Source organism: Pseudoflavonifractor sp. MCC625 (assembly GCF_018784545.1).
GTDB lineage: Bacteria > Bacillota > Clostridia > Oscillospirales > Oscillospiraceae > Pseudoflavonifractor_A > Pseudoflavonifractor_A gallinarum.
Genome location: NZ_WQOJ01000009.1, coordinates 116175 through 135802 on the forward strand (window position 1 = coordinate 116175; position 19628 = coordinate 135802).

Consider the following 19628-nt stretch of genomic DNA (forward strand, 5'->3'; position numbering starts at 1 on the left):
GGGTGCTCCTATGCTGAATCCCTTTTCCCGCTACTGTGAGCAGGTGTGCCGTCTCATCCGTTCCAAGGACGGCCGCGCCGCCGTGACCGAGGAGCTCACCGCCCATCTGGAGGACCATGCCGCCGCGCTGGAGGACCGGGGCGTCCCGCCCGACGTGGCCCGGGAACGGGCCGTGCAGGCCATGGGGGACCCCTACGCCCTGGGCGCCGCACTGGACCGGCTCTATCCCTACTGTCCCCGCCGTCTCCCCATCCTCTTCACCGCCCTGGCCCTTCTCTTTCTTCTCTTGGGCGCGTTTCTCCTCTCCCACGGCTTTCAACTGGAGGAGCGGTTTCTCTTTCCGGGAGATTACCCCTCTCCGCCGGAGGAGCCTGTCCTCTCCACTGGCACAGCCCGAGGCACCGGGCGGCTGGGGATCTACACTAGGCCCCGCTGTACCGCATGGCCTCATAGCCCCGCGTTCCGGGCAGGGTGAGGACCTGTCTGCACCGCCCGCCCCGGGCCAGGAAGGACTCGTTCCGCACCGTCTGGGACACGGTCCCCATCCGGTCCCGCACCAGCACCTCGGAGAGTACCCCGTACCGCTTTTCCCGCCAAACTGCGGAGATCAGGGGGAGCTTCCCGCTCAGGGTGCGCTCGGTTCCGCTCCTCCATCCATCCAGGTGGAGGACCCCCTGCCGGTCAAACCAGGGTTCCACTCCGTTGCAGCGATGGACAAAGGTCTCCACTGCCGTCCAGGCGCTGGCGCCATTTTCCACCGTGAATCCTTCCACCGCCCGCAGGCTCTCTCCTCCGGTGCAGCGGATGCCGTATGCCTCTTCCACTCTGGCCTCATAGAGGCGTTTGAGGGCGGTCAACTCCTCCTCCCCCAGCCGCTCCACGATGGAGCGGAGGGTTTTCTGCCGCAGCCCCGGCTCGGCCATTCCGCCCAGGCGGGCCACCTCTTCCCGCAGGGAGGAGAGATAGCGCCGTCCCCGGGCGGCCTCCTCCTCCAGGCGCTCCAGCTCGGAGCGGCACTCCGGATGGGACTGTACCAGATCCTTCAGGGTGGGAGAGAGGCCCTTGATGACCCCCGCCCGCTCCTGGGCGGGCACCGCCACAAAGGACCACTCGTAGGCGTCGGTGGCCTGGAGGAGCTCGGCCCAGCAGCGCTGTCCGTGGTACTCCTCCCCCTTCACATGGGTGCAACGGCTCCGGTCCTCCAGATCGGCGCCGCAGATGGAGCACACCCGGCGCGCCACGCTGCACCCCACCGACACCTCCCGCTTGATGCCCCCCTCGATCTCGGCGATGAGATCCCGGTTGCTCTCGGTGCGCATCATGTAGGCGTAGCCCTTCAGGTAGCAGCGGCCCTCGCCGCCCTCGGCCGTGCCCTCCTCGTCCACCACCTCGGTGCGGTAGATGCGGGCCACCTGTTCCCGGGCGCTCCACCGGTGGTCAAAGATGCCGCACTTGCCCACGAAGAGGGGGGCCAGCTCCTCCAGTGTCTGCCGGGGGAAGCGCTCCCCGTCCCGGTCCACCCGGTTGTCGCACAGGCGCACCGCGAAGGGGTAGATCTCCTCTGCCGTCAGCGGACTGCGGCTCTGGGCATGGATGAGGGCCAGATCCTCTTCCGAGAGGTCCACCCCTTCCTTTACCTGCGCCCTTTTGGATACCGTCGCTCCCGGGCTTGTAGACCACGGCAAAGCGCACATTCCCCATACGCTCCCAGTTCATACCGATGGCCTGATAGATCTTGAGCAGAATGCCCGTGAGGAAAGGCATGGAGCGCAGCAGGGACACCCCGTAGGGGCTGTCGGTCTCCGGCTGAAAGGGGGTGAAGAGGAGCAGATCCTGCCGGGGCAGCTCTACCGGCTCTCCCCCACTCTGCCGGGCGCACAGGGCAAAGTCCAAGGGACTCTCCCCCTCCCGGATCTCGATGTCGGCCACGTTGGCGCACAGCAGAGCGGCCACCTCTCTGTGCCGCCGGTCCAGCACCACCTCCCCCACCGCCCGGCCGCAGGTGAGAAGGGAGTCTAAGTAGCAGTCCAGAAAGGACTCCAGTCCCCGCTGTCCCCGCCCGGTGGGGACCTGGCTGAGAAAGCGCCGCAGGCCCGCCCGGGCCGCTGGGTCTGCCGCCTCCACCTCCACGCCGCCCACCAGGCGGATGAGCTTCAAAATAGCGGCGTCCACGATGGGAACCGCCTCCCGGATGCTCCGGTACAGGGCGGTCTCACCGCTGTGCAGCGGCACATACCCGTCCCACGCCCCGAAGGGATGTTTTTCCGGCTGCCGCAGCTGTATCTGCGGCACAGCCTGCGCCGGTTTTCGGCGCCTGTCCAGCCAGCCCATGCTGATTCCTCCTGTCCATCAAAATACCCGCCGCTCCACAAAGCCGCCGCTCAGGCATCCCGCCTGCTCCCGGCGCTTGACCAGGGCGGCAAAATAGCGGATGTCGTCCATGGCGTGGTCAAATTCCTTGCGCACCTTGTCCTCTGTCCCCCGCCGGTCCCAGCAGTAGAGGGAAAATTCCCGGATGCTGTCCCGGCAGGCGGGTGTGATCACCAGCCGTCCGCTGCGCAGCAGCTCGGCGGTGATGCGGATGCCCCACAGCACGTCGTTCTCCGCCTTGACCACCCGCCACCCCGCGCGGCGCAGGGTCTCCAGAAAGCTGGCTGCCGAGGGGTCCACCACCACGCAGGAGATCTCCCTTCCTCCGGCCAGCCGCTCCAGATCCTGGGCATACTCCCCGTCGGTTTTCTGCCGTCCCTCCCGGCGGGAGTCATAGTAGTACTCCTCCACCCAGTACCACACCCCATCCTTCCGGCCCCACAAACCGAAGGAGGCGGGGTTGACCGTGCCGTAGTCGCAGGAGATGCGCCACTCCTCCATCTCCCCCTCGGGGGGCGCGCGGACATAGCTCGCGTCAAAGAAGTCGTATACCCGCCCCTCAGCGGCCGCCCACTCCCCTAAAACAAAGCGGCGGTAGAAGGTGCCGCTGTACAGCCGCTCATAGCGCTGCCGGATCTCCGGGGAGAGGGAGGGGTTATCCGCCATGGTGAAGTGGAGGTGGAGGGCCCTGCGCTCTTCAGCCCTGCAGATCCACTCCCGGTAGAACCAGTGCTCCGGCCCCTCCGGGTTGCAGTTGAACCACAACCGGCTTCCGGCCACGGAGCAGCGGGCGCAGGCCTGCTCCACAAAGGAGCGCGGCATAAGGGTCACCTCGTCCAGCAGCACCCCCGCCAGGGTAATCCCCTGGATGAGGGAAGCGCTCCCCTCGTCCTTTCCCCCAAAGAGGGAAAAGCGGTTTTCCCTTCCCCCAAAGCGCACGGTGATCTCGTTGCGGCTCACCCGCTCCTCACAGTGAAAGCCCAGCTCCCGCAGCACCGGCAGCAGCTCCCGCACCAGATTGCGGCGCAGGGACCCCACCGTCTTGCCGCACAGGGCAAACTGTCTCTGGTGAAAGCTGCCCATGGCCCAGCAGAAAAAGGAGAGTCCGCAGCACAGGGTCTTTCCGCTGCGCACCGCGCCGTCACAGAGGATGGCCTCCCGCTCCACCCACGGGGAGGAGGGGCACCACCAGGTCAGTACGGTCCGCTGCTTCGGGGAAAAGGTCTCAAAGCGCATCCTTTCCTCCTGCTCCGTTTTCCAGCGCCCGGTAGAAGGACTCGGCGGGACTGGTCTCTCCCTCCCGCAGGACGGCCAGCAGCCGTTCCATAGTCTGCAGCGGGTCGCTGAGTTTGACCTCCACGCCGCCGTTTCCGCTCCGTTTCAGCTCCGAGAGCAGGAAGAGATCCATCCCGTCGATCTCCTCCACCTGTTCTTTGTCCAGAAAGGCCAGCTTGACGGCGTCATTGGGCCGGCTGCGCACGATCCGGCGCATCTGCTCCAGGACCTCCTTTTTCTCCTTCCGTCCTCGTTCCATATCTGTGTTCTCTCCTCCTTCTCACCCTTGGAGCCCCAGGGCCAAATGTTGCACGTTTCCGTACACCAATCCGGAGAAAAAGAAAAAAGAGCGGTATACCCGCTCTTTCAGACGGTCGATAACGTTGTATTTCTGCGCTTTGTGCTGCAAGAGCCTCGCAGAGTTCCGCCGTCCGCAGACGGCGGAAGAGAGTCTAATCGTGTTTTCCGGCGGCGTGTACGTCGGAAAACACGCTTCTCAGGCTGCAAGTGTGCGAGTGTCAGCGAGTGCATGCAGCGGCCTGCATCCCCTCGGAAAAATGCCTGTATTTTTGAGAAGTGTGTCGAAGTTTTTCGACACGCTGAAAGAGCGGTATACCCGCTCTTTGCAGGTATACCGCTCTCTCCGTTCCGGCTGATGGCTCTCAGATCCCAAAATCCACGCACAGGTGTTTCACTTCTGTATATTTCAGCATGCCCTCGGCGCCGCCCGCCCGGTCCATGCCGCTCTGTTTGTACCCGCCCGTCTCGCACTCGGGCAGGAGCTTATTGTAGCAGTTGACCCAGGCCGAGCCCGCCCGCAGGCGGCGCGCCACCCACATGGCCTTGTCGATGTCCCGGCTCCACACGGCAGAAGCCAGTCCATAGGCCGTCCCGTTGGCGATGGCAAGGGCCTCCTCTTTTGTTTTAAAGGTCTGCACCACCAGCACCGGCCCAAAGATCTCCTCCTGGACCACGCGGGCGTCCATGGGCGGATTGAGGAAAATGGTGGGTGCCAGGTAGAACCCCTTGTCCAGGCCCCCTTCCGTCAGCCGGTACCCGCCGGTGATCAGCTGAGAGCAGGCCTTTCCCTCCTCGATATATCCCAGGATGGTATCCAGCTGGGTCTGGGAGATGACCGGCCCCAGAGTGGTACTCTCCTCCATGCAGTAGCCCGGATGGAGCTTCTCCGCCTCCTCCTTCAGGCGGGGCAGGAAGGTATCCACCAGCGACTCCTCCAGTACCAGGCGGGAGCCCACCGTGCACAGCTGACCGGCATTGGTGAAGATGGCCTTGAGGGCAAAGGGCAGAGCCTTATCCAGATCGGCGTCGGCAAAGATGATGTTGGGGGACTTGCCGCCCAGCTCCAGGGAGACCTTCTTCATGGTGTCGGCGGCCGTGCGCATGATGGCCTGCCCGGTCTCCAGTCCGCCGGTGAGGGAGATCATGTCCACCTCGGGATGCTCGGCCAGGGCCTGACCGGCCGTTCCGCCCCGGCCGGACACGGCGTTGACCACGCCCTTCGGGAAGACCGGGATCTGATCCAGCAGCTCCAGAACCGCCAGAGTGCATCCGGTGGTCTGGGCGGCGGGCTTGAGCACACAGGTACAGCCTGCCGCCAGCGCCGGGGCCATGTCCCGCATGAGCAGCGTCACCGGGTAGTTCCAGGGGGTGATGACCGCCACCACGCCCACCGGTTCCCGGGCCAGCACCGAGAGGAGCCCCGGCTCCACCGCGGTGCTCGTTCCGTAGAGGGTCCGGGCCGCGGCGGCATAGTATTCCACATAGCCGATGGAGCTGTTGAGTTCAAAGCGGGCCTCATGGATGGGCTTGCCGGTCTCCAGCGCCAGCCGGGTGGCCAGCTCCTCCAGATTGGCCCGCATGGCGGCACCCCACGCGCTCAGGCACTGGGAGCGGAGCCGGGGATTGAAGGCCCAGTTCTCCTCTTCAAAGGCCCGCCGAGCCGCGGCCACCGCCCGGTCCACATCCACCTGCTCCGAGGCCGGTACACGGGAGACCAGTTCCCCATCACAGGGGCAGAAGATCTCCATGGTCTGTCCGCCGGCAGCCTCCTGCCAAACGCCGTCCACCAGGTTTCGATAGGTACGCACTTGCATCGAATGTCCTCCTCTCATCTCTCAGCGGGTCTGATCGGCCAGGATCTCCAGATAGAGCTTCTCACACTGCTTCTGGCTGATGGCGCGGGGGTTGTTGGCCAGCAGGAAGCCGGGGAGGTTGCTTGCCACCAGTTCGGCGTCGCTCTCCTTCATGCCGAAGGAGGCGAAGGGCACCCGCACGCCGGTCTCGTCGAAGAGGCGCTCCACCGCGCGCACCGAGGCCTGCGCCGCCTGGTAGGGGTGCATTCCGGCGGTGTTTTCCCCCAGAAGGGCGGCAATGTGTGCAAAACGTTCGGGCCGTGCCATCAGGTTGAAATCCATGCAGTATTTCAGCAGCACGGCATTAGCCTCGCCGTGGGCCATGTGGAAGAAGGTGCACAGAGGGCTGGAGAGGGAGTGGACCAGGCCCAACCCCGCCTGATCCATGGCCACGCCGGCCAGCACGCTGCCCATGGCCATGTCCCGCCGGGCCTCCAGGTTCTTTCCGTCGGCACACACCCGCCAGAGCGCCCCGCCGATCAGCCGGATGGCCTCCTGGGCCATGGCATCCGTGATGGGATTGGCTCCCTTGCCCACATAGGCCTCCACCGCGTGGGAGAGGGCGTCCATACCGGTGGTCGCCGTCAGGTAGAGGGGCAGGCTGGCCATGAGCTCGGCATCCACCAGAGCCACCGCCGGGAAGAGGGCGGGGCTGTTGATCCCCTTCTTGCAGTTGCGGTCCACAATGACAGCACACATGGTCACTTCACTGCCGGTTCCCGCCGTGGTGGGAATGGCGATCAGGGGCAGCGGCGCCTGGGAGAAGGGTTTTCCGTTCCACTGGTAATCCACCAGCGGTCCCTCATTGGTGGCCAGAGCGGCCAGGACCTTGGCCGTATCGATGGAGGAGCCGCCGCCCAGGGCCACCACCTTGGTGGGCCGGTAGTCCCGCACGGTCTCCATGGCCTGCTCCACCAGCGGGGCGTCCGGGTTGGGGGAGACCGCGTCGTACACCAGGTGATCCGCCCCTGTCGGGGTGATGACCCCCTCCACCCGCTCCACCAGGCCGACCGCCCGGAGGCCCGGGTCGGTGACCAGCAGTACCCGGTCCGAGGGGCTCAGAAAACCGCCCAGCTCTTTCAGGCATCCGATCTCAAAGTGGATATCCACCGGCATGTGGTACTTGGTAATCATCTCAAAAACCCTCCTAAAAAATAAAATCAGCCGTCCACACGGTATCTCTACCAGTGTTACGGCTGCGTTCTCCGCGCAGGGATCAGGCGGTCTCCCGTCTCTCCACTGCGTTATCCCACTCGGGGACTATTTTATTTTTGCCAGAGCTTCTGTGGTCATTATGCCACACTCTTATAGTCTTTGCAAGTCTTTTTTTATAAAATTTTACTTCCCTCTCCAAAAATATCAGGGAGGGAGTAAGACTGTCGATAAAGTGAATTTCTGCGATTTTAGATGCAAGCGCCTCGCAGAGTTCCGCCGTCCGCAGACGGCGGAAGAGGGACAAATCGTGTTTTCCGGCGGCGTGTACGTCGGAAAACACTCTTCTCAGGCCGTAAGTGTGTGGCCCTTTGGGCCATGCGCGCGACGGCCTGCATCCCCTCTCAAAAATGCAAGCATTTTTGAGAAGCGTGTCGAAGTTTTTCGACACGCTGACTCCCCTCTCCAAAAACAGGAGAGGGGAGTAGGCCAAAGAACGTCTCTCAGTTCTCCGGTTGGCTCCACTGGATGTACTGCATCAGCAGCATCGCCACCTCCGCGCGGGTAATGGGCGCCTTGGGCGCAAAGCGTCCCTCGCCCTGTCCCCGCATCAGTCCGGCCGCCTGTACCGAGGCCACCGCATCCCGGGCATAGGAACCGATCTCATCCTGATCGGTGAAATCCAGCGTTCCCTCCGGCAGAGGGGTCCCCTGCACCGCACAGAAGCGGCTCAGAAGGGCGGCGGTCTGCTCCCGGGTGACGTTCTGATCCGGGGCAAACTGCCCGGGCAGGACCCCCATGGCCACGCCCCGGTCGTAAGCCCAGGCCACCGCTTCGCTGTACCAGGCGTCGGCCGGCACATCCGTAAAGACACCTGCGGCGTCAGGGGCCTTCTCGCCGGACAGACGGTAGAGGACAGTCACCAGCATGGCCCGGCTCATATTGGCCTGGGGCGCAAACTGGGTCTCCGACTGTCCGTAGAAGAGCCCGCGCTCCACCACGAACTCCACCGCTCCGGCATACCAGTCTCCCGGCTGCACGTCGGTGAAGGAGGGCGTAGAGGGCTTTGTCTCCTCCCGCTCGAAATAGACCACCAGCCGATCCTTTCCGGACAGCCCGGTCAGCACGTTGGTCACCTGGATCTCCTTCCCGTTGAGCAGGATGCGGGCAATGCGGTATCCGGAGTCAGGCGTGATGACCACCCGGCCGCCCCGCTCCGCCCGGACCTGCCCGCCCTCTCCCTGTACGGTGATTTTGGGGGTAGAGCTGCTCTCCCCATCACTGTCCTCGGAGGAGGATGCGGTATCCCGCTTTACCTCCAGGGCCAGGTCGGCCCACTCGGTGCGCTCCAGGCTCCGGTCCAGGACCACCGCACGGGAGGCCTTGGTGATCTCCGTGCCCGAACTCACCTTCAGGGTCCCCATCTCCAGCCGGCCATCTGCACGGCTCAGCGGATTGCGGTCGGCGGCATACAGGGTGATCTCCCCCTGGTCGGCCCGGACGGTCATGGCATAGCTCTCCGCCCGGCCGGTAAACTGGATGTCTTTGGTCTGTGTCACGCTGAGGGTGACCTGGGCGGCATAGCGTTCGGAGGCCACCTCCGTCAGCGTCACGCCGGCGTTCTCGCCCGCCCGGTCAAAGGACAGCTCCACCCCCGCCGCCAGGGCGGGGAATTGGAGCATGGCGCCCATCGTGAGGGCGCAGATTCCGGTACGAAACCAGGAATGCATGAAATGGTTCCTCCTTCTGATCTCCCGCTCACTCTTCCGTCGTGAAACGAATGGCGGGCATACTGTCATAGCGCGGCACGCTGATGAACAGGGTATCGCTGGTCATGCGCTCCCCGTTCCCCTCGATGTCCTCACCGCGGTAGAGCTGGGCCTTGAGCTCAATCAATACCGCAGTGCCCGCGCTGGGCTTCTCTCCGTGGTCCTCATTGACAGCCTTGAAGAGGTCCTGATCCAGGGGCACAAAGAGGAAGAAGCCGTCGCTGATGTCGCTCACCGCTCCATCCTTGGGGATCTCGGCAAAGAGCAAGGCATCGCCCTCCAGGATCTCTTCCCGCAGCACAGGTGCCTCGTCGGAGGCAGGCTTCCGCTCCTGGAATTTGCCCAGGATGCGCACCTTGTTGTACAGGGGATCTCCCCGGTAGCTGCCGGTGATGATCACCGTTCCGGCCGGGATGCTCTCCTTCCCCTCCTCGGTGTCATAGGTAAACTCCTCCTCCAGCACGCCAATGGATGCTCCCGGTGTGAACTCGATGTTGTCTCCCGGATAATCCAGCAGCTGGATGTCCTCCAGCGCCATCTCCTCCGGGATTCCGGTGAGGATGATCTGGGCCGCGTCATAGATCCAGATCCGGGTATCATCCGCGTCGGCCCCCGGCTTCTGGAAGTAGCACAGGAAGGTCTCGCCCCCCTGGAAGCTGGTCTCCCGGGCCAGCGTCCAGCCCTCCAGGGGCTGGGCCCCGGCGTCATCGGTGACCCAGGCCTGCACATTTCCTTCCACAGGGATCGCTTCTCCGGTGAGGAGCAGTCCAGCCGTGGAGAGCAGGCCCTCCCGGGCCGTGATGTGAACCCGTCCCATCTCGTCCCGGCGGATCTCGTAAAGCTCGGGAGAGAGAGTCTTCTCGTAGGAGATGCGTACCTGCTGTTCCTCGGACACGCCGGCCTCATACTGCTGCCACTGCACCAGCTTGACCGACTCGCCGGGCTGGATGCCCTGGACGTAGACGGTGATCCAGGCGCCCGAGCGGGCGGACACGCCCAGGGGCTGAAGGGCCGACGCGCTCTGGCCGAAGGCAGCCTGGTCGGCTCCGGCGCTTCGGCTCTGAAGGCCGGAGTACACCATCAGCTCATTCCGGCGGCCCTCCAGGAGCTGCTGGGCATTGTCCAGTTCGTCCAAGAGGATCTTCCGATCCACATAGTAGGCCTCGGCACGGCTCGCCCGGGTGCGGAGTGCCTCGATGGTTCCTTCCTCCACACCCTGCGCCAGCTCGGTATGGCTCTCGTTGGCAAAGAGGGCGTTGATCTCATCGGCCAGTCCGTCATACTGATAGAAGGCGATTTCGGACAGACTGATGTTGCCTGCGCCAGCCCACTGAGAACCCTCCACCGTAATGGTTTTCACGTCCGAACGGGGGAACTTGACGATAAAGTAGGTGTTATTCTCCCCCTTCTCAAAGGAGACCTGATCTTCCGGTACAGCCTGCCCGTTGATGCTCACATTGAACTTGTCAAAGAAGTTGCGGTAGGGACGCTTTTGTCCGCTGGGCTCGTTGCCCAGGTCGGGGACATAGATGAGATAGTCCATGGAATAGGCCTGATCAAAGGTAAAGGTAAAGGCCCTGGACCGATTGTACGTGCTGGCGACCCAGCTGGTGCGGTAGTCCCCATCATATACGGATCCCGGCAGGGTTCCCTTGCTTACCGTCCAGTCGGTGTTGCCGGACGGATAGTCCGCCGAGACGATGATACTCTGATTATCCAGCCGGTTTGCGGTGGGCAGATCGGGGGTCTCAAACTCTGCGGCCTTGGGGGTACCCAGCACCGTCTCGGAATAGGGGCTCTGTCCCAGCTCATTGACGCCGTAGACTCTCACCTCATACTCCGTTCCGTTCTCCAGGCCGCCGATAACAGCGCTGTTATTCTGGAAGGAGCCGGACAGCGTCTGGAAAGCAGCCTCCCCCTTCTTGCGGTACTCAACCCGCACATACTGGGTACGCTTGCCCGGCTGCCAGCTCACGGTGAGCAGGCTGTCTCCCGGCTCCACCTGAAGGCGGTCGGGCCGGTCCGGGCGGCTCTCCACCTTGGGTGTGGCCGTGACCACTTCCGAGCGCGCGCCCTCCCACCGGCTCCCGCCGGCATCCGAGATGGGGGTCACGGCAAAATAGTAGGGCTTAAGCGCCTCCAGCTTGGAGATCACACAGGTGGTCTCTCCGCTCTCCACGGACTGGTTCAGCGCATCGGGGCTGGTGCCATAGTCCACCCGGTAGCCGGTGACATTGGCTACGCCCTTCCAGCGCAGGGTGACCGACTCCACACCGGCCTCTGCCCGCAGCTGCTCCACCTTCGGCTTATGGACCGCGGGCTCCTCGGGCACGATGTCCTGGAGGAAGCGGATCTGCTCCACGACCACCGGCTCATCGCCCTTGGTCTCCACCCGGATGGTGATCTTCTTGACCGGCACCCGGTTCCCCAGGGAAATGGTCACCGTTCTGCGCCCGTCATCGGTCCGGGTAATGGCGTACACTCCCTCAGGCAGTGCCTGGGAGAAGGGGATCTCCAGTGTCTCTCCGCTGGCTGTCTCAGCCACGACAACGCCAGTTTCCACCGGATAGGCCGCCGAGCTGACGATGGCCACCTCTTCCATCTCTACCCCTTCCTCGGTGAGCGGGATGGGCAGCGTGATGGTATTCTCCTCTCCCTTGGGGGAGAGCTTGACGCTCTGGCCATTGTCCGCAAAGAGGTCGGACACGGTTCCCTCTACCACGGCTGCCGCCGTCACGGCTTCCTGGATGCGCTCCAGATCCAGCGTGTTGGCGGGGATCAGCGCGGTCTGGAAGATCTGCGCCGTGCCCTGGGCATCCTGGGCCATGGTGACGGTGGCCAGATCGGAAATATCCACCACGCCGTCCCCATTGAGGTCACATGCGGCATCCGCGGTGTCCAATGCATCCCGCACCCGGGCTACATCCCGCTGATCGGCCAGGCCGTCGCCGGTCACATCACCCAGCGTAAAGGTGGCGTCTCCCGTTCCCAGGACCACACCTTTGGAGTGGGTATCCAGGGTGAGCTCCGGGGTGGTATAGGGGCAAAAACCGGTTCCCTCCAGAGAGAGCGCATAGGTATTCTCCCCCTCCCGGGCAGAGAGCCCGGCAAAGGTCATATCCACATAGCGTACCTCTTCTCCCTCGGTGCGCAGTGCGATCTCTACACTTCCCTTCCCGCCGTCCGGGAGGGTCTGCGCTTTCTCCAGGCCGGCCTGGAGCAGGGCCGCTCCATTCCGCTTGAGCGTGACTTTCGGGGCTCTTGCCTTCCAGCCGGAGACGGTCATGGGGTAGTCCAGACGCAGCGTGACTGTAATTTCTCCCTCTGCGTCCTGCACAGTGCCGGCGCCGCGTGTTTCCGCCGCCGCAGCCACCGGAGCGGTCCCCAGCAGGGATACGCCCATGGCGCCTGCAAGCAGTCCAGATAGCGCTCGTCGATACCAGTTCATGTCCACATATCTTCCTTTCCTGATCTTCCTGTTCTTTTCTTATGGCGGCAGCTCTTCTCTGCCTGCCCCAATCGGATGACAAATATTTCAGCCGGCGTATTGTAACATAAAACACATAGGTTTGGTAGACTTTATCTCAAAATATAACCTTTTGTTTCTTTTTTCTTTCTGCCTCGCAGCCATTTTTCCAATTTATTTCTCTATTTACAGCTCATTCTATGTCAAAAAGTACAAAGCTCCTCCATTTTCAGTCCTGAAAACGGAGGAGCTTCCCCTCTATTATATTCCATTCTTCCGGCACTGCTCCGCATAGGCTTTTGGGGAAAGTCCCTTGACCCGCTTGAATGCGCGGGAAAAGTAGAGCGGATCCTCAAATCCCACAGAATTGGAGATCTCCTGTACCGAGTACATCCCGCTGGAGAGGAGGCGGCAGGCCTGTTCGATCCGGTATTCCACAATAAAATGTTTGGGGGATACCTGGAACCGTTCCTTAAAACTGCGGTAGAGACTGTTCTGGCTGGTGGAGACAAACTCTGCCAGCTGCTCCACCGTGATGGGCTGTTCATAGTGACTCATCACATAGCGGGCGGCCTGTTCCGCACAGTCCTCCCTGTCCCGCTCCCCGGCTGTTCCTCCACGCCCATGGTCAACCAGAAACGCCAGAAAGAGATAGAGCCTCCCGGTAAGCGCGCAGCCGCTCCATGCAGTCGTTCCGTAGTCTGAATAGAGCTCCAGCAGCAAACGGCTGATCTCTTCGGGATAAAATCCCCGCAGTACCGGGCGGTCTGGAGCAAACGGGGTCTGCTCCACCAGTCCGCCGGCCTCCCGTCCTTGGAATCCCACCCAGACATACTCCCACGGCTCCTGCTCATCGGCATAATACAGAATGCTGGTATTGGGATAGACCAGAAAGGTATCCCCTGCGGAGAGGGTATAGTGCTGCTCATCCACCACAAAGTCTCCCCGCCCGGCGAGGATGTGGTGGATGAGGTAATGGTCCCGTACGCCCGGTCCCCAGCGGTACCCAGGTACACACTGCTGCCGGCCCGTATTCTGTACAAAGAGCGAGCCGACTCCGTGTTCCAACTTAAAAGAATGCTTATAGAAATCGTCCGCTCGCATGATTTCTTTCACCGCTTTCTGATCTATGCTTTATGATTTGATTTTGTTATACCATAGCTTTTTCCGGTGTGTCAAACCACTTTCTGCATTCTGTTCTCAGTCGTTTTTTGTCTCTTTTTATCCGGTCACCTTATTAATTTTTATATTGGAGAAAGTAAATCCAGACCAAATCGCAGAAATAAGTTTCATATTGTTTCATCTCTTTTGATTCAGACCATCAAGTTTACAATATTTTATTCTAAATTTTCTACTTTTCACTCCGTTTTTTATTGTATCTTGACAAATCCAACCAAAGCGGTTATTATAATCACGTTAAAATGTGCATCCATAAAAGGAGCGCATTTTTTAAGCATCATCTCCCGAAATGTGATTCCGCATAGCGGAATCACATGGAGATATGCACGGCAGGTCCACAGTTTTCGACTGTGCACAGAGGAAGGAGGAGTGTCTCAAACGTACGGAAACCCTACAGGAGGATACAGAACCCTATGTACCTCCGGTAATCCCATCGATTGGTCGAGCAACCGCGCATCCTGACCCGGTCCCGTCTGCATTCTTAGAAGGTTTTGCAGATGGGCAAGCGTTTGTTATGGAAAGGGAGTTTTTTGAGTGTCTGCTGTATTATTTCTCATTACTCTCGTAATCGCCATCGCCATTCTGGTGGTGCTGATTATGAAGGTAAAGCTGCATCCCACGTTTGCATTGTTCCTGGTTGGTCTGGGTATGGCTCTGGTCAACGGCTTCCCCTTCATGGAAGCCATGGGTCTTCTGACCAAGGGCTTTGGTAATACCCTTGGCAGCCTGGGTATCCCCATCATGCTGGGTGCCATTCTGGCTATGGGCGTACAGGATACCGGCGCCGCCAAGGCCATTGCCAACTTCTTCATCCGCCTGTTCCACGGTAAGAACCTGGAGCTGGCTCCCGCGCTGACCGCCTATGTGGTCTCCATCCCCGTGTTTGGCGATATCACCACCATCCTGTGCTCCAACATCGCCAACGTGCTCTCCAAGCGTAAGCACATCTCCATGTCCACCATGGCTACCTTCACTCAGACCGGTCTGAACCTGACCCACGCCATGGTTCCCCCCACGCCCGGCATCCTGGCTGTGTCTGTCGCTCTGAGCGCCGACCTGGGCATGGTTATCACCTGGGGTATTGTCATCACTGTGATCGCCTTCTTCCTGACCTGGCTGGTCCTGAAGAAGTGGTGTGAGAAGGAATGGATCGAGCCCGTGCCCGCCGTGGTCGAGGGCATTGAGGAGACCAAGTCCAACAGCGTCTCCGACATCCTCATCAACGAGCCTGATCTGCCCAACACCTTTGCCGCTTTCCTGACCATCCTGATCCCGGTGGTCCTGATCGCCGGCGGCTCCTTCATCAACATGTCCATTCCTGAGAGCGTGGCGGAAGATGCCATGATCCGCACTGTGGCCGCCATCATGAGCGACAAGGTCGTGGCTCTGGGCGCCGGTGTGATCTACACCATGATCCTGGCCACCTTCCACAAGAAGTCCGTCCGTGCGAGCAACCTGGATTCCACCGGTTCTGATCCCAAGGGCTTCAACGAAGTGGTGCTCAACAGCTGGATTGCCCGTGGTCTGGAAGTGGCTCTGGCCGCTCTCCTCATCACCGCTATGGGCGGCGCCTTCTCCGAGGTTATCAAGGCCTGCCCCGCCATCGGCGAGCTGACTGAGCTGATCGACAAGCTGCCCATCCCCGCCATCCTGATCCCCTTCTTCTGCGGTGCTATCATGATGACCGCCGTGGGCTCCATGACCACCGCCGGCCTCACCGCCGTGGGCGTGGTTGGCCCCATGATGGCCACTCTGGGCCTGAGCCCCGTGGCCGCCACTCTGGCCATCGGTGCCGGCACCCTGTGCTTCAACCACGTGAGCAACAGCGGTTTCTGGGTGGTCAGCCGTTTCTTCAACCTGGGCACCATTACTCAGGGCCTGAAGTACATCACCATCCCCGATGCCGTGGCTGGCGTCTTCAGCATGATCCTGCTGCTGATCTGCAATATGATCGGAATCATCTGATCGCCTGCTAAGTAAAACTCTTCCAATCGAACACGTTTGAAAAAGCGAGGAGCCTTTCTCCTCCCACCAGAAAACCTGCCAAAGGAGAAATGGTCTGCTGCTTGCTTTACCGAGCATGGGGCAGGCCATTTTCTCCTCTTTTATTTCCGATTTGTTTTCTATGCCCAAAGGAGGACGCATTTATGAATCAGAAAAGCCATGCCGACCGTATGCTGTGGGCTCAGTTCGACGCTCTGGAGATGGGCACCGGCTGGGACGATCTTGATATCAACAAGCCCCAGATCATGGTGGAGAGCGCTTACGGCGACTCTCATCCCGGCAGCTGGCATCTGAACCAGCTGGTGGAGCAGGCCGTCTACGGCGTGTACGAAAAGGGCGGCAAGCCTGCCAAGTACTATGCCACCGATATCTGTGACGGCTGTGCCCAGGGTCATGACGGCATGAATGCCGTTCTGGCCTCCCGTGAGGCGCTGGCCAACATGGTGGAGGTCCACGCTTCCGCCGTGCCCTGGGACGGCATGATCCTCTCCTCCAGCTGCGACAAGTCCATTCCCGCCCATCTGAAGGCGGCCGCCCGTATGGACATCCCCACCATCTTTATGCCCGGCGGCTCCATGCGCCCCGGCCCCAATCAGACCACTTCTCTGGTGGCTGGCGATATCTCCCTGCGCCAGAAGCGCAAGGACGCCATCACCGAGCAGGAAGTCCGGGACTACAAGCTGACCGGCTGTCCCTCGGTGGGCGCCTGCACCTTCCTGGGTACTGCCTCCACCATGCAGTGTGTGGCTGAGGCCCTGGGTCTCACCCTCCCCGGCGCCGCGCTGGCTCCCGCTACCATGCGTGACGTGATCCAGTACGCCCGCTATGCCGGCCGCAAGATCATGGAGCTGGTGGAGAAGGACATCACTCCCAGCAAGATCATGACCCCTGCCGCCTTCCGCAACGCCATCATTGTCCACAGCGCCATCGGCGGCTCCACCAACGCCACCATCCACCTGCCCTCCATCGCCCGTGAGCTGGGCTATGACCTGCCCATCGAGCTCTTTGACGAGATCAACCATCAGGTGCCCCACCTGGGCAACATCAATCCCTCCGGCCAACACCTGACCGAGTCCTTCTGGTTCGCCGGCGGCGTGCCCATGGTCCAGTGGATGCTGCGCGACATGCTGGATCTGGATGTGATGACGGTCACCGGCAAGACCCTGGGTGAGAACCTGGAGGATCTGCACAAGGACAACTGGTTTGAGCGCAACCTGGGCTACCTGCACAACTATGGCCTGACCCGCGAGCAGGTCATCTTCCCCGTGGAGAAGGCCCCCGAGAAGGGCTCTGTGGCCATCCTCAAGGGCAACATCGCCCCCGAGGGCAGCGTTCTGAAGTACTCCGCCTGCGCCATGAACCAGCGCGAGGTGGTCAACGCCGTGGCCCGTGTCTTCAACCACGAGGAGGACGCCCACGACGCCGTGGTCAACAACCAGATCAATCCCGGCGAGGTGGTCATCATCCGCTACGAGGGCCCCCGCGGCTGCGGCATGCCTGAGATGCTCATGACCACCGAGGCCATCGTGTGCGACGAGCGGATCAACGGCTCGGTGGCTCTCATCACCGACGGCCGTTTCTCCGGCGCCACCCGCGGCGCGGCCATTGGCCATGTCTCTCCCGAGGCGGCTGCCGGCGGTCCGATCGCCTTCATTGAGGAGGGCGACCTCATCTCTTACAGCGTCAAGGACCGCACCATCAACCTCACCGGTATCCACGGCAAGCCCTGCACCGTGGAGGAGGCCACCAAGGTTCTGGAGGAGCGCGCCAAGGCTGGTATCCTGCCCCGTGAGAAGCGCAAGGGCTTCTACAAGCTCTATACCGACCATGCTCTCTCCGCTATGAAGGGCGCCGGTCTGGAATAAGTTCCATCCCCATCCCCCCGTCTTCTGGACGGGGGGATTCTTTTTCCGTCGGGATTTGTCCCGGGCCCTTGACAAGGTTCCAAAAGCGCGCTATCATAAGGACAATTCCAGAAGGCGTTTTGGTTTTGTATTTTCAATTCGGAAAATGATTTCACGATACGGAAAATATGCGCATCGCGCAGAAAAGAGAGGGTATGAAAATGAAAGCAGCTTATTTGACCCCCGCGATCACCATGTTCCACGCCGACGGCAGCCTGGACCTGGACAGCCAGAAGAAGCTCTATGAGAACCTGATCGCACAGGGCATGGACGGCATTCTGGTCGAGGGCAGCAGCAGTGAGTTTTTCGCCATGAATATGGAGCAGCGCCGCGCCATGGCAAAGTTCGCCATCGATACCATTGACCATCGGGTCAAGCTCATCGTGGGTACCTCCAGCATGGTGGCCGATGAGATTATCTCCTTCTCCAACTACTGCCTGGAGCAGGGGGCCGACGCGGTTATGATCCTTCCCCCCTACTACTTCCACTTTGACGATGAGGCTCTGCTTCAGTATTACGACCATCTGGCCGGCGCCATCGACGGCCCCATCTACATTTACAACTTTCCGGACAACACCGGATACACCATCTCTCCCCATACCGTGGTCAAGCTGGCTAAGCTGCACAGCAACATCGTGGGCATGAAGGACACCATCTCCGGTATGGACCACACCCGCGAGCTGATCAAGGTAGTCAAGTCGGAACTGCCTGACTTTGAGATCTACTCCGGCTTTGACGATAACTTTGCGCACAACGTCCTCTCCGGCGGGGACGGATGCATCGGCGCTCTCTCCAATGTGGTGCCTGAGCTCTGCGCCGCCTGGGTCAAGGCCTTCCGCAACAACGATCTGGACGGAATCGCCAAGGGCCAGCAGACCATCAACCGCCTGATGGATCTCTACACCGTCCGCAGCCCCTTCCTGCCCGTGCTGAAAGAGGCCCTGAAGCTGCGCGGCATTGCTGCCTCCAGCTCCAGCACCTTCCCCATGCCCAATGCCACCGTTGAGGATGACGCCCAGATCCGCGCTCTCTTCCACCGGGAGGGGATCCGCTGATGAATCCGGCAGAATATCTCCACAGTCTCTTTTCTCTGGAAGGCAAAACCATTCTGGTGACCGGCGCGGCCGGCGGAATCGGCGCTGCCATCAGTGCCGGCCTGGCTCGTGCCGGCGCGGAAGTCGCCTTGTGCGGCCGCACGCTTTTCAAATGTGAGGAGCTGGTAAACCAGCTGAGCGCGGAGGGCTGCCATGTGTCGGCCCACCTCCTGGATGTGGCTGACCGCTCCAGCATCCAGTCCTGTGTGGACGAAGTGGTCGCCCGCTATGGAAAGATCGATGTGCTCTTCAATGTGGCCGGTATCAACAAGCGCGAGGGTCTCCTGGATGTGGAGGAAGAAACCTACGATCGCATCATGGACACCAACCTGAAGGGGCTTTTCTTCATGAGTCAGGCCGTTGCCCGGGAGATGTACAAGCGGAAGAGCGGACACATCATCAACATTGGCTCCCACAATGACGAGGGGATGCTGGGCGGCTGTTCGGTCTATGGCGCGGCCAAGAGCGGTGTGATCGCCCTCACCCGTGCCATGGCGGTGGAGTTTGCCCAGTATGGCATCCGGGCCAACGCCATCAGCCCCGGCCATATTTTGACGGAGCTGACCCAGGTAACCTGGGATCATCCTACCCGTTCCGTCTATCTGAAGGACCGGATCGCCATGGGACGCCCCGGCCGTCCGGACGAGTTGGTCGGTATGGCCATTATGCTGGCCTCCGACGCCTCCAGCTATATGACTGGTCAGGCCTACCATGTGGACGGCGGCTGCCTGTGCGGCGGCGCCCCCTGGGAGTATGACACCAAATATTGATCTGCTTATCAAGAAAAGAAGCGGGAGCACAGATGGTTCTGTGCTCCCGCTTCTTTCTATTTTATGCTGCTGTGAAAGGAAAACGAATTACTTGGAGGCCTTCAGGGCCTTGATGGACTCGATGAGCATGGGGGTGACCTTAAAAAGGTCGCCGGTGATGCCGTAGGAGGCCACCTCGAAGATGGGGGCGGTCTCGTTCTTGTTCACCGCGATGATGCACTCGGAGTCCTGCATGCCGGCCTTGTGCTGGATGGCGCCGGAGATGCCCAGAGCCACATAGATCTTGGGATGCACGGTCTTGCCGGTCTGGCCCACCTGGTGGTCGGCAGAGATCCAGCCAGCGTCCACCACGGCACGGGAGGCGCCAACCACGCCGCCCAGAACCTCAGCCAGCTCCTCGGCCAGGGCAATTCCCTTCTCCACGTCCTTGCTGATGCCGCGGCCCACGGACACCACCACGTCGGCGCCGATCAGGTCCACCAGCTTCTTGGC

At 61.3% G+C, this 19628-nt stretch carries 15 protein-coding genes; 5 read left to right on the plus strand and 10 right to left on the minus strand.

What is annotated here, in order from left to right; all coding sequences use genetic code 11:
- The first annotated feature begins 10 nt into the window (after window positions 1-10).
- Window positions 11-475, plus strand: a complete 465-nt coding sequence (locus tag GPK94_RS02850; RefSeq protein WP_215654326.1) for a permease prefix domain 1-containing protein — start codon at window positions 11-13, stop codon at window positions 473-475.
- On the opposite strand, the gene GPK94_RS02855 is transcribed toward GPK94_RS02850, so the two are convergent.
- The 9 genes from GPK94_RS02855 to GPK94_RS02895 all read right to left on the minus strand — a co-directional run bounded on the left by GPK94_RS02855 (window position 423) and on the right by GPK94_RS02895 (window position 13253).
- Window positions 423-1625 carry a hypothetical protein gene (locus GPK94_RS02855; protein WP_215654328.1) on the minus strand — a complete coding sequence of 401 codons (1203 nt, stop codon included), beginning with the start codon at window positions 1623-1625 and terminating at the stop codon, window positions 423-425. The genes GPK94_RS02850 and GPK94_RS02855 overlap by 53 nt on opposite strands.
- A 724-nt stretch (window positions 1626-2349) precedes the next feature.
- Window positions 2350-3606 carry a PBSX family phage terminase large subunit gene (locus GPK94_RS02860; protein WP_215654330.1) on the minus strand — a complete coding sequence of 419 codons (1257 nt, stop codon included), beginning with the start codon at window positions 3604-3606 and terminating at the stop codon, window positions 2350-2352.
- A complete protein-coding gene (locus tag GPK94_RS02865; RefSeq protein ID WP_101691605.1) occupies window positions 3596-3904 on the minus strand; it encodes an XRE family transcriptional regulator in 309 nt (102 codons plus the stop codon). Before GPK94_RS02865 ends, GPK94_RS02860 begins: the two co-directional genes overlap by 11 nt.
- A 403-nt stretch (window positions 3905-4307) precedes the next feature.
- Window positions 4308-5759, minus strand: coding sequence for an aldehyde dehydrogenase family protein (locus GPK94_RS02870; RefSeq protein WP_215654333.1), 1452 nt, complete (start codon window positions 5757-5759; stop codon window positions 4308-4310).
- A gap of 21 nt (window positions 5760-5780) precedes the next feature.
- A complete protein-coding gene (locus GPK94_RS02875) occupies window positions 5781-6932 on the minus strand; it encodes an iron-containing alcohol dehydrogenase (protein WP_215654335.1) in 1152 nt (383 codons plus the stop codon).
- An 82-nt stretch (window positions 6933-7014) separates the two neighbouring features.
- On the minus strand, window positions 7015-7443 hold the full coding sequence (locus tag GPK94_RS02880; protein WP_215654337.1) for a hypothetical protein: 429 nt from the start codon (window positions 7441-7443) through the stop codon (window positions 7015-7017).
- A gap of 10 nt (window positions 7444-7453) precedes the next feature.
- Window positions 7454-8680, minus strand: coding sequence for an S-layer homology domain-containing protein (locus GPK94_RS02885; RefSeq protein WP_215654339.1), 1227 nt, complete (start codon window positions 8678-8680; stop codon window positions 7454-7456).
- Window positions 8681-8708: 28 nt separating this feature from the next.
- A complete protein-coding gene (locus GPK94_RS02890; RefSeq protein WP_215654341.1) occupies window positions 8709-12167 on the minus strand; it encodes a fibronectin type III domain-containing protein in 3459 nt (1152 codons plus the stop codon).
- Between the two features lie 279 nt (window positions 12168-12446).
- Window positions 12447-13253, minus strand: a complete 807-nt coding sequence (locus GPK94_RS02895; protein WP_180956730.1) for an AraC family transcriptional regulator — start codon at window positions 13251-13253, stop codon at window positions 12447-12449.
- Between the two features lie 645 nt (window positions 13254-13898).
- Between GPK94_RS02895 and GPK94_RS02900 the strand changes: the two genes are divergently transcribed.
- The 4 genes from GPK94_RS02900 to GPK94_RS02915 all read left to right on the plus strand — a co-directional run bounded on the left by GPK94_RS02900 (window position 13899) and on the right by GPK94_RS02915 (window position 19136).
- The gene (locus GPK94_RS02900; protein WP_215654343.1) at window positions 13899-15329 is read left to right on the plus strand and encodes a GntP family permease; all 1431 of its coding nucleotides are present in this window, start codon (window positions 13899-13901) and stop codon (window positions 15327-15329) included.
- Window positions 15330-15511: 182 nt separating this feature from the next.
- The gene (gene ilvD, locus GPK94_RS02905; protein ID WP_101691598.1) at window positions 15512-17233 is read left to right on the plus strand and encodes a dihydroxy-acid dehydratase; all 1722 of its coding nucleotides are present in this window, start codon (window positions 15512-15514) and stop codon (window positions 17231-17233) included.
- 200 nt (window positions 17234-17433) lie between these two features.
- On the plus strand, window positions 17434-18327 hold the full coding sequence (locus GPK94_RS02910) for a dihydrodipicolinate synthase family protein (protein WP_193538524.1): 894 nt from the start codon (window positions 17434-17436) through the stop codon (window positions 18325-18327).
- On the plus strand, window positions 18327-19136 hold the full coding sequence (locus tag GPK94_RS02915; protein WP_215654345.1) for an SDR family oxidoreductase: 810 nt from the start codon (window positions 18327-18329) through the stop codon (window positions 19134-19136). The genes GPK94_RS02910 and GPK94_RS02915 overlap by 1 nt, the downstream gene beginning before the upstream one ends.
- An 87-nt stretch (window positions 19137-19223) precedes the next feature.
- On the opposite strand, the gene GPK94_RS02920 is transcribed toward GPK94_RS02915, so the two are convergent.
- On the minus strand, window positions 19224-19628 hold a 405-nt coding region (locus GPK94_RS02920; RefSeq protein WP_215654347.1), incomplete at its 5' end, for an electron transfer flavoprotein subunit alpha/FixB family protein.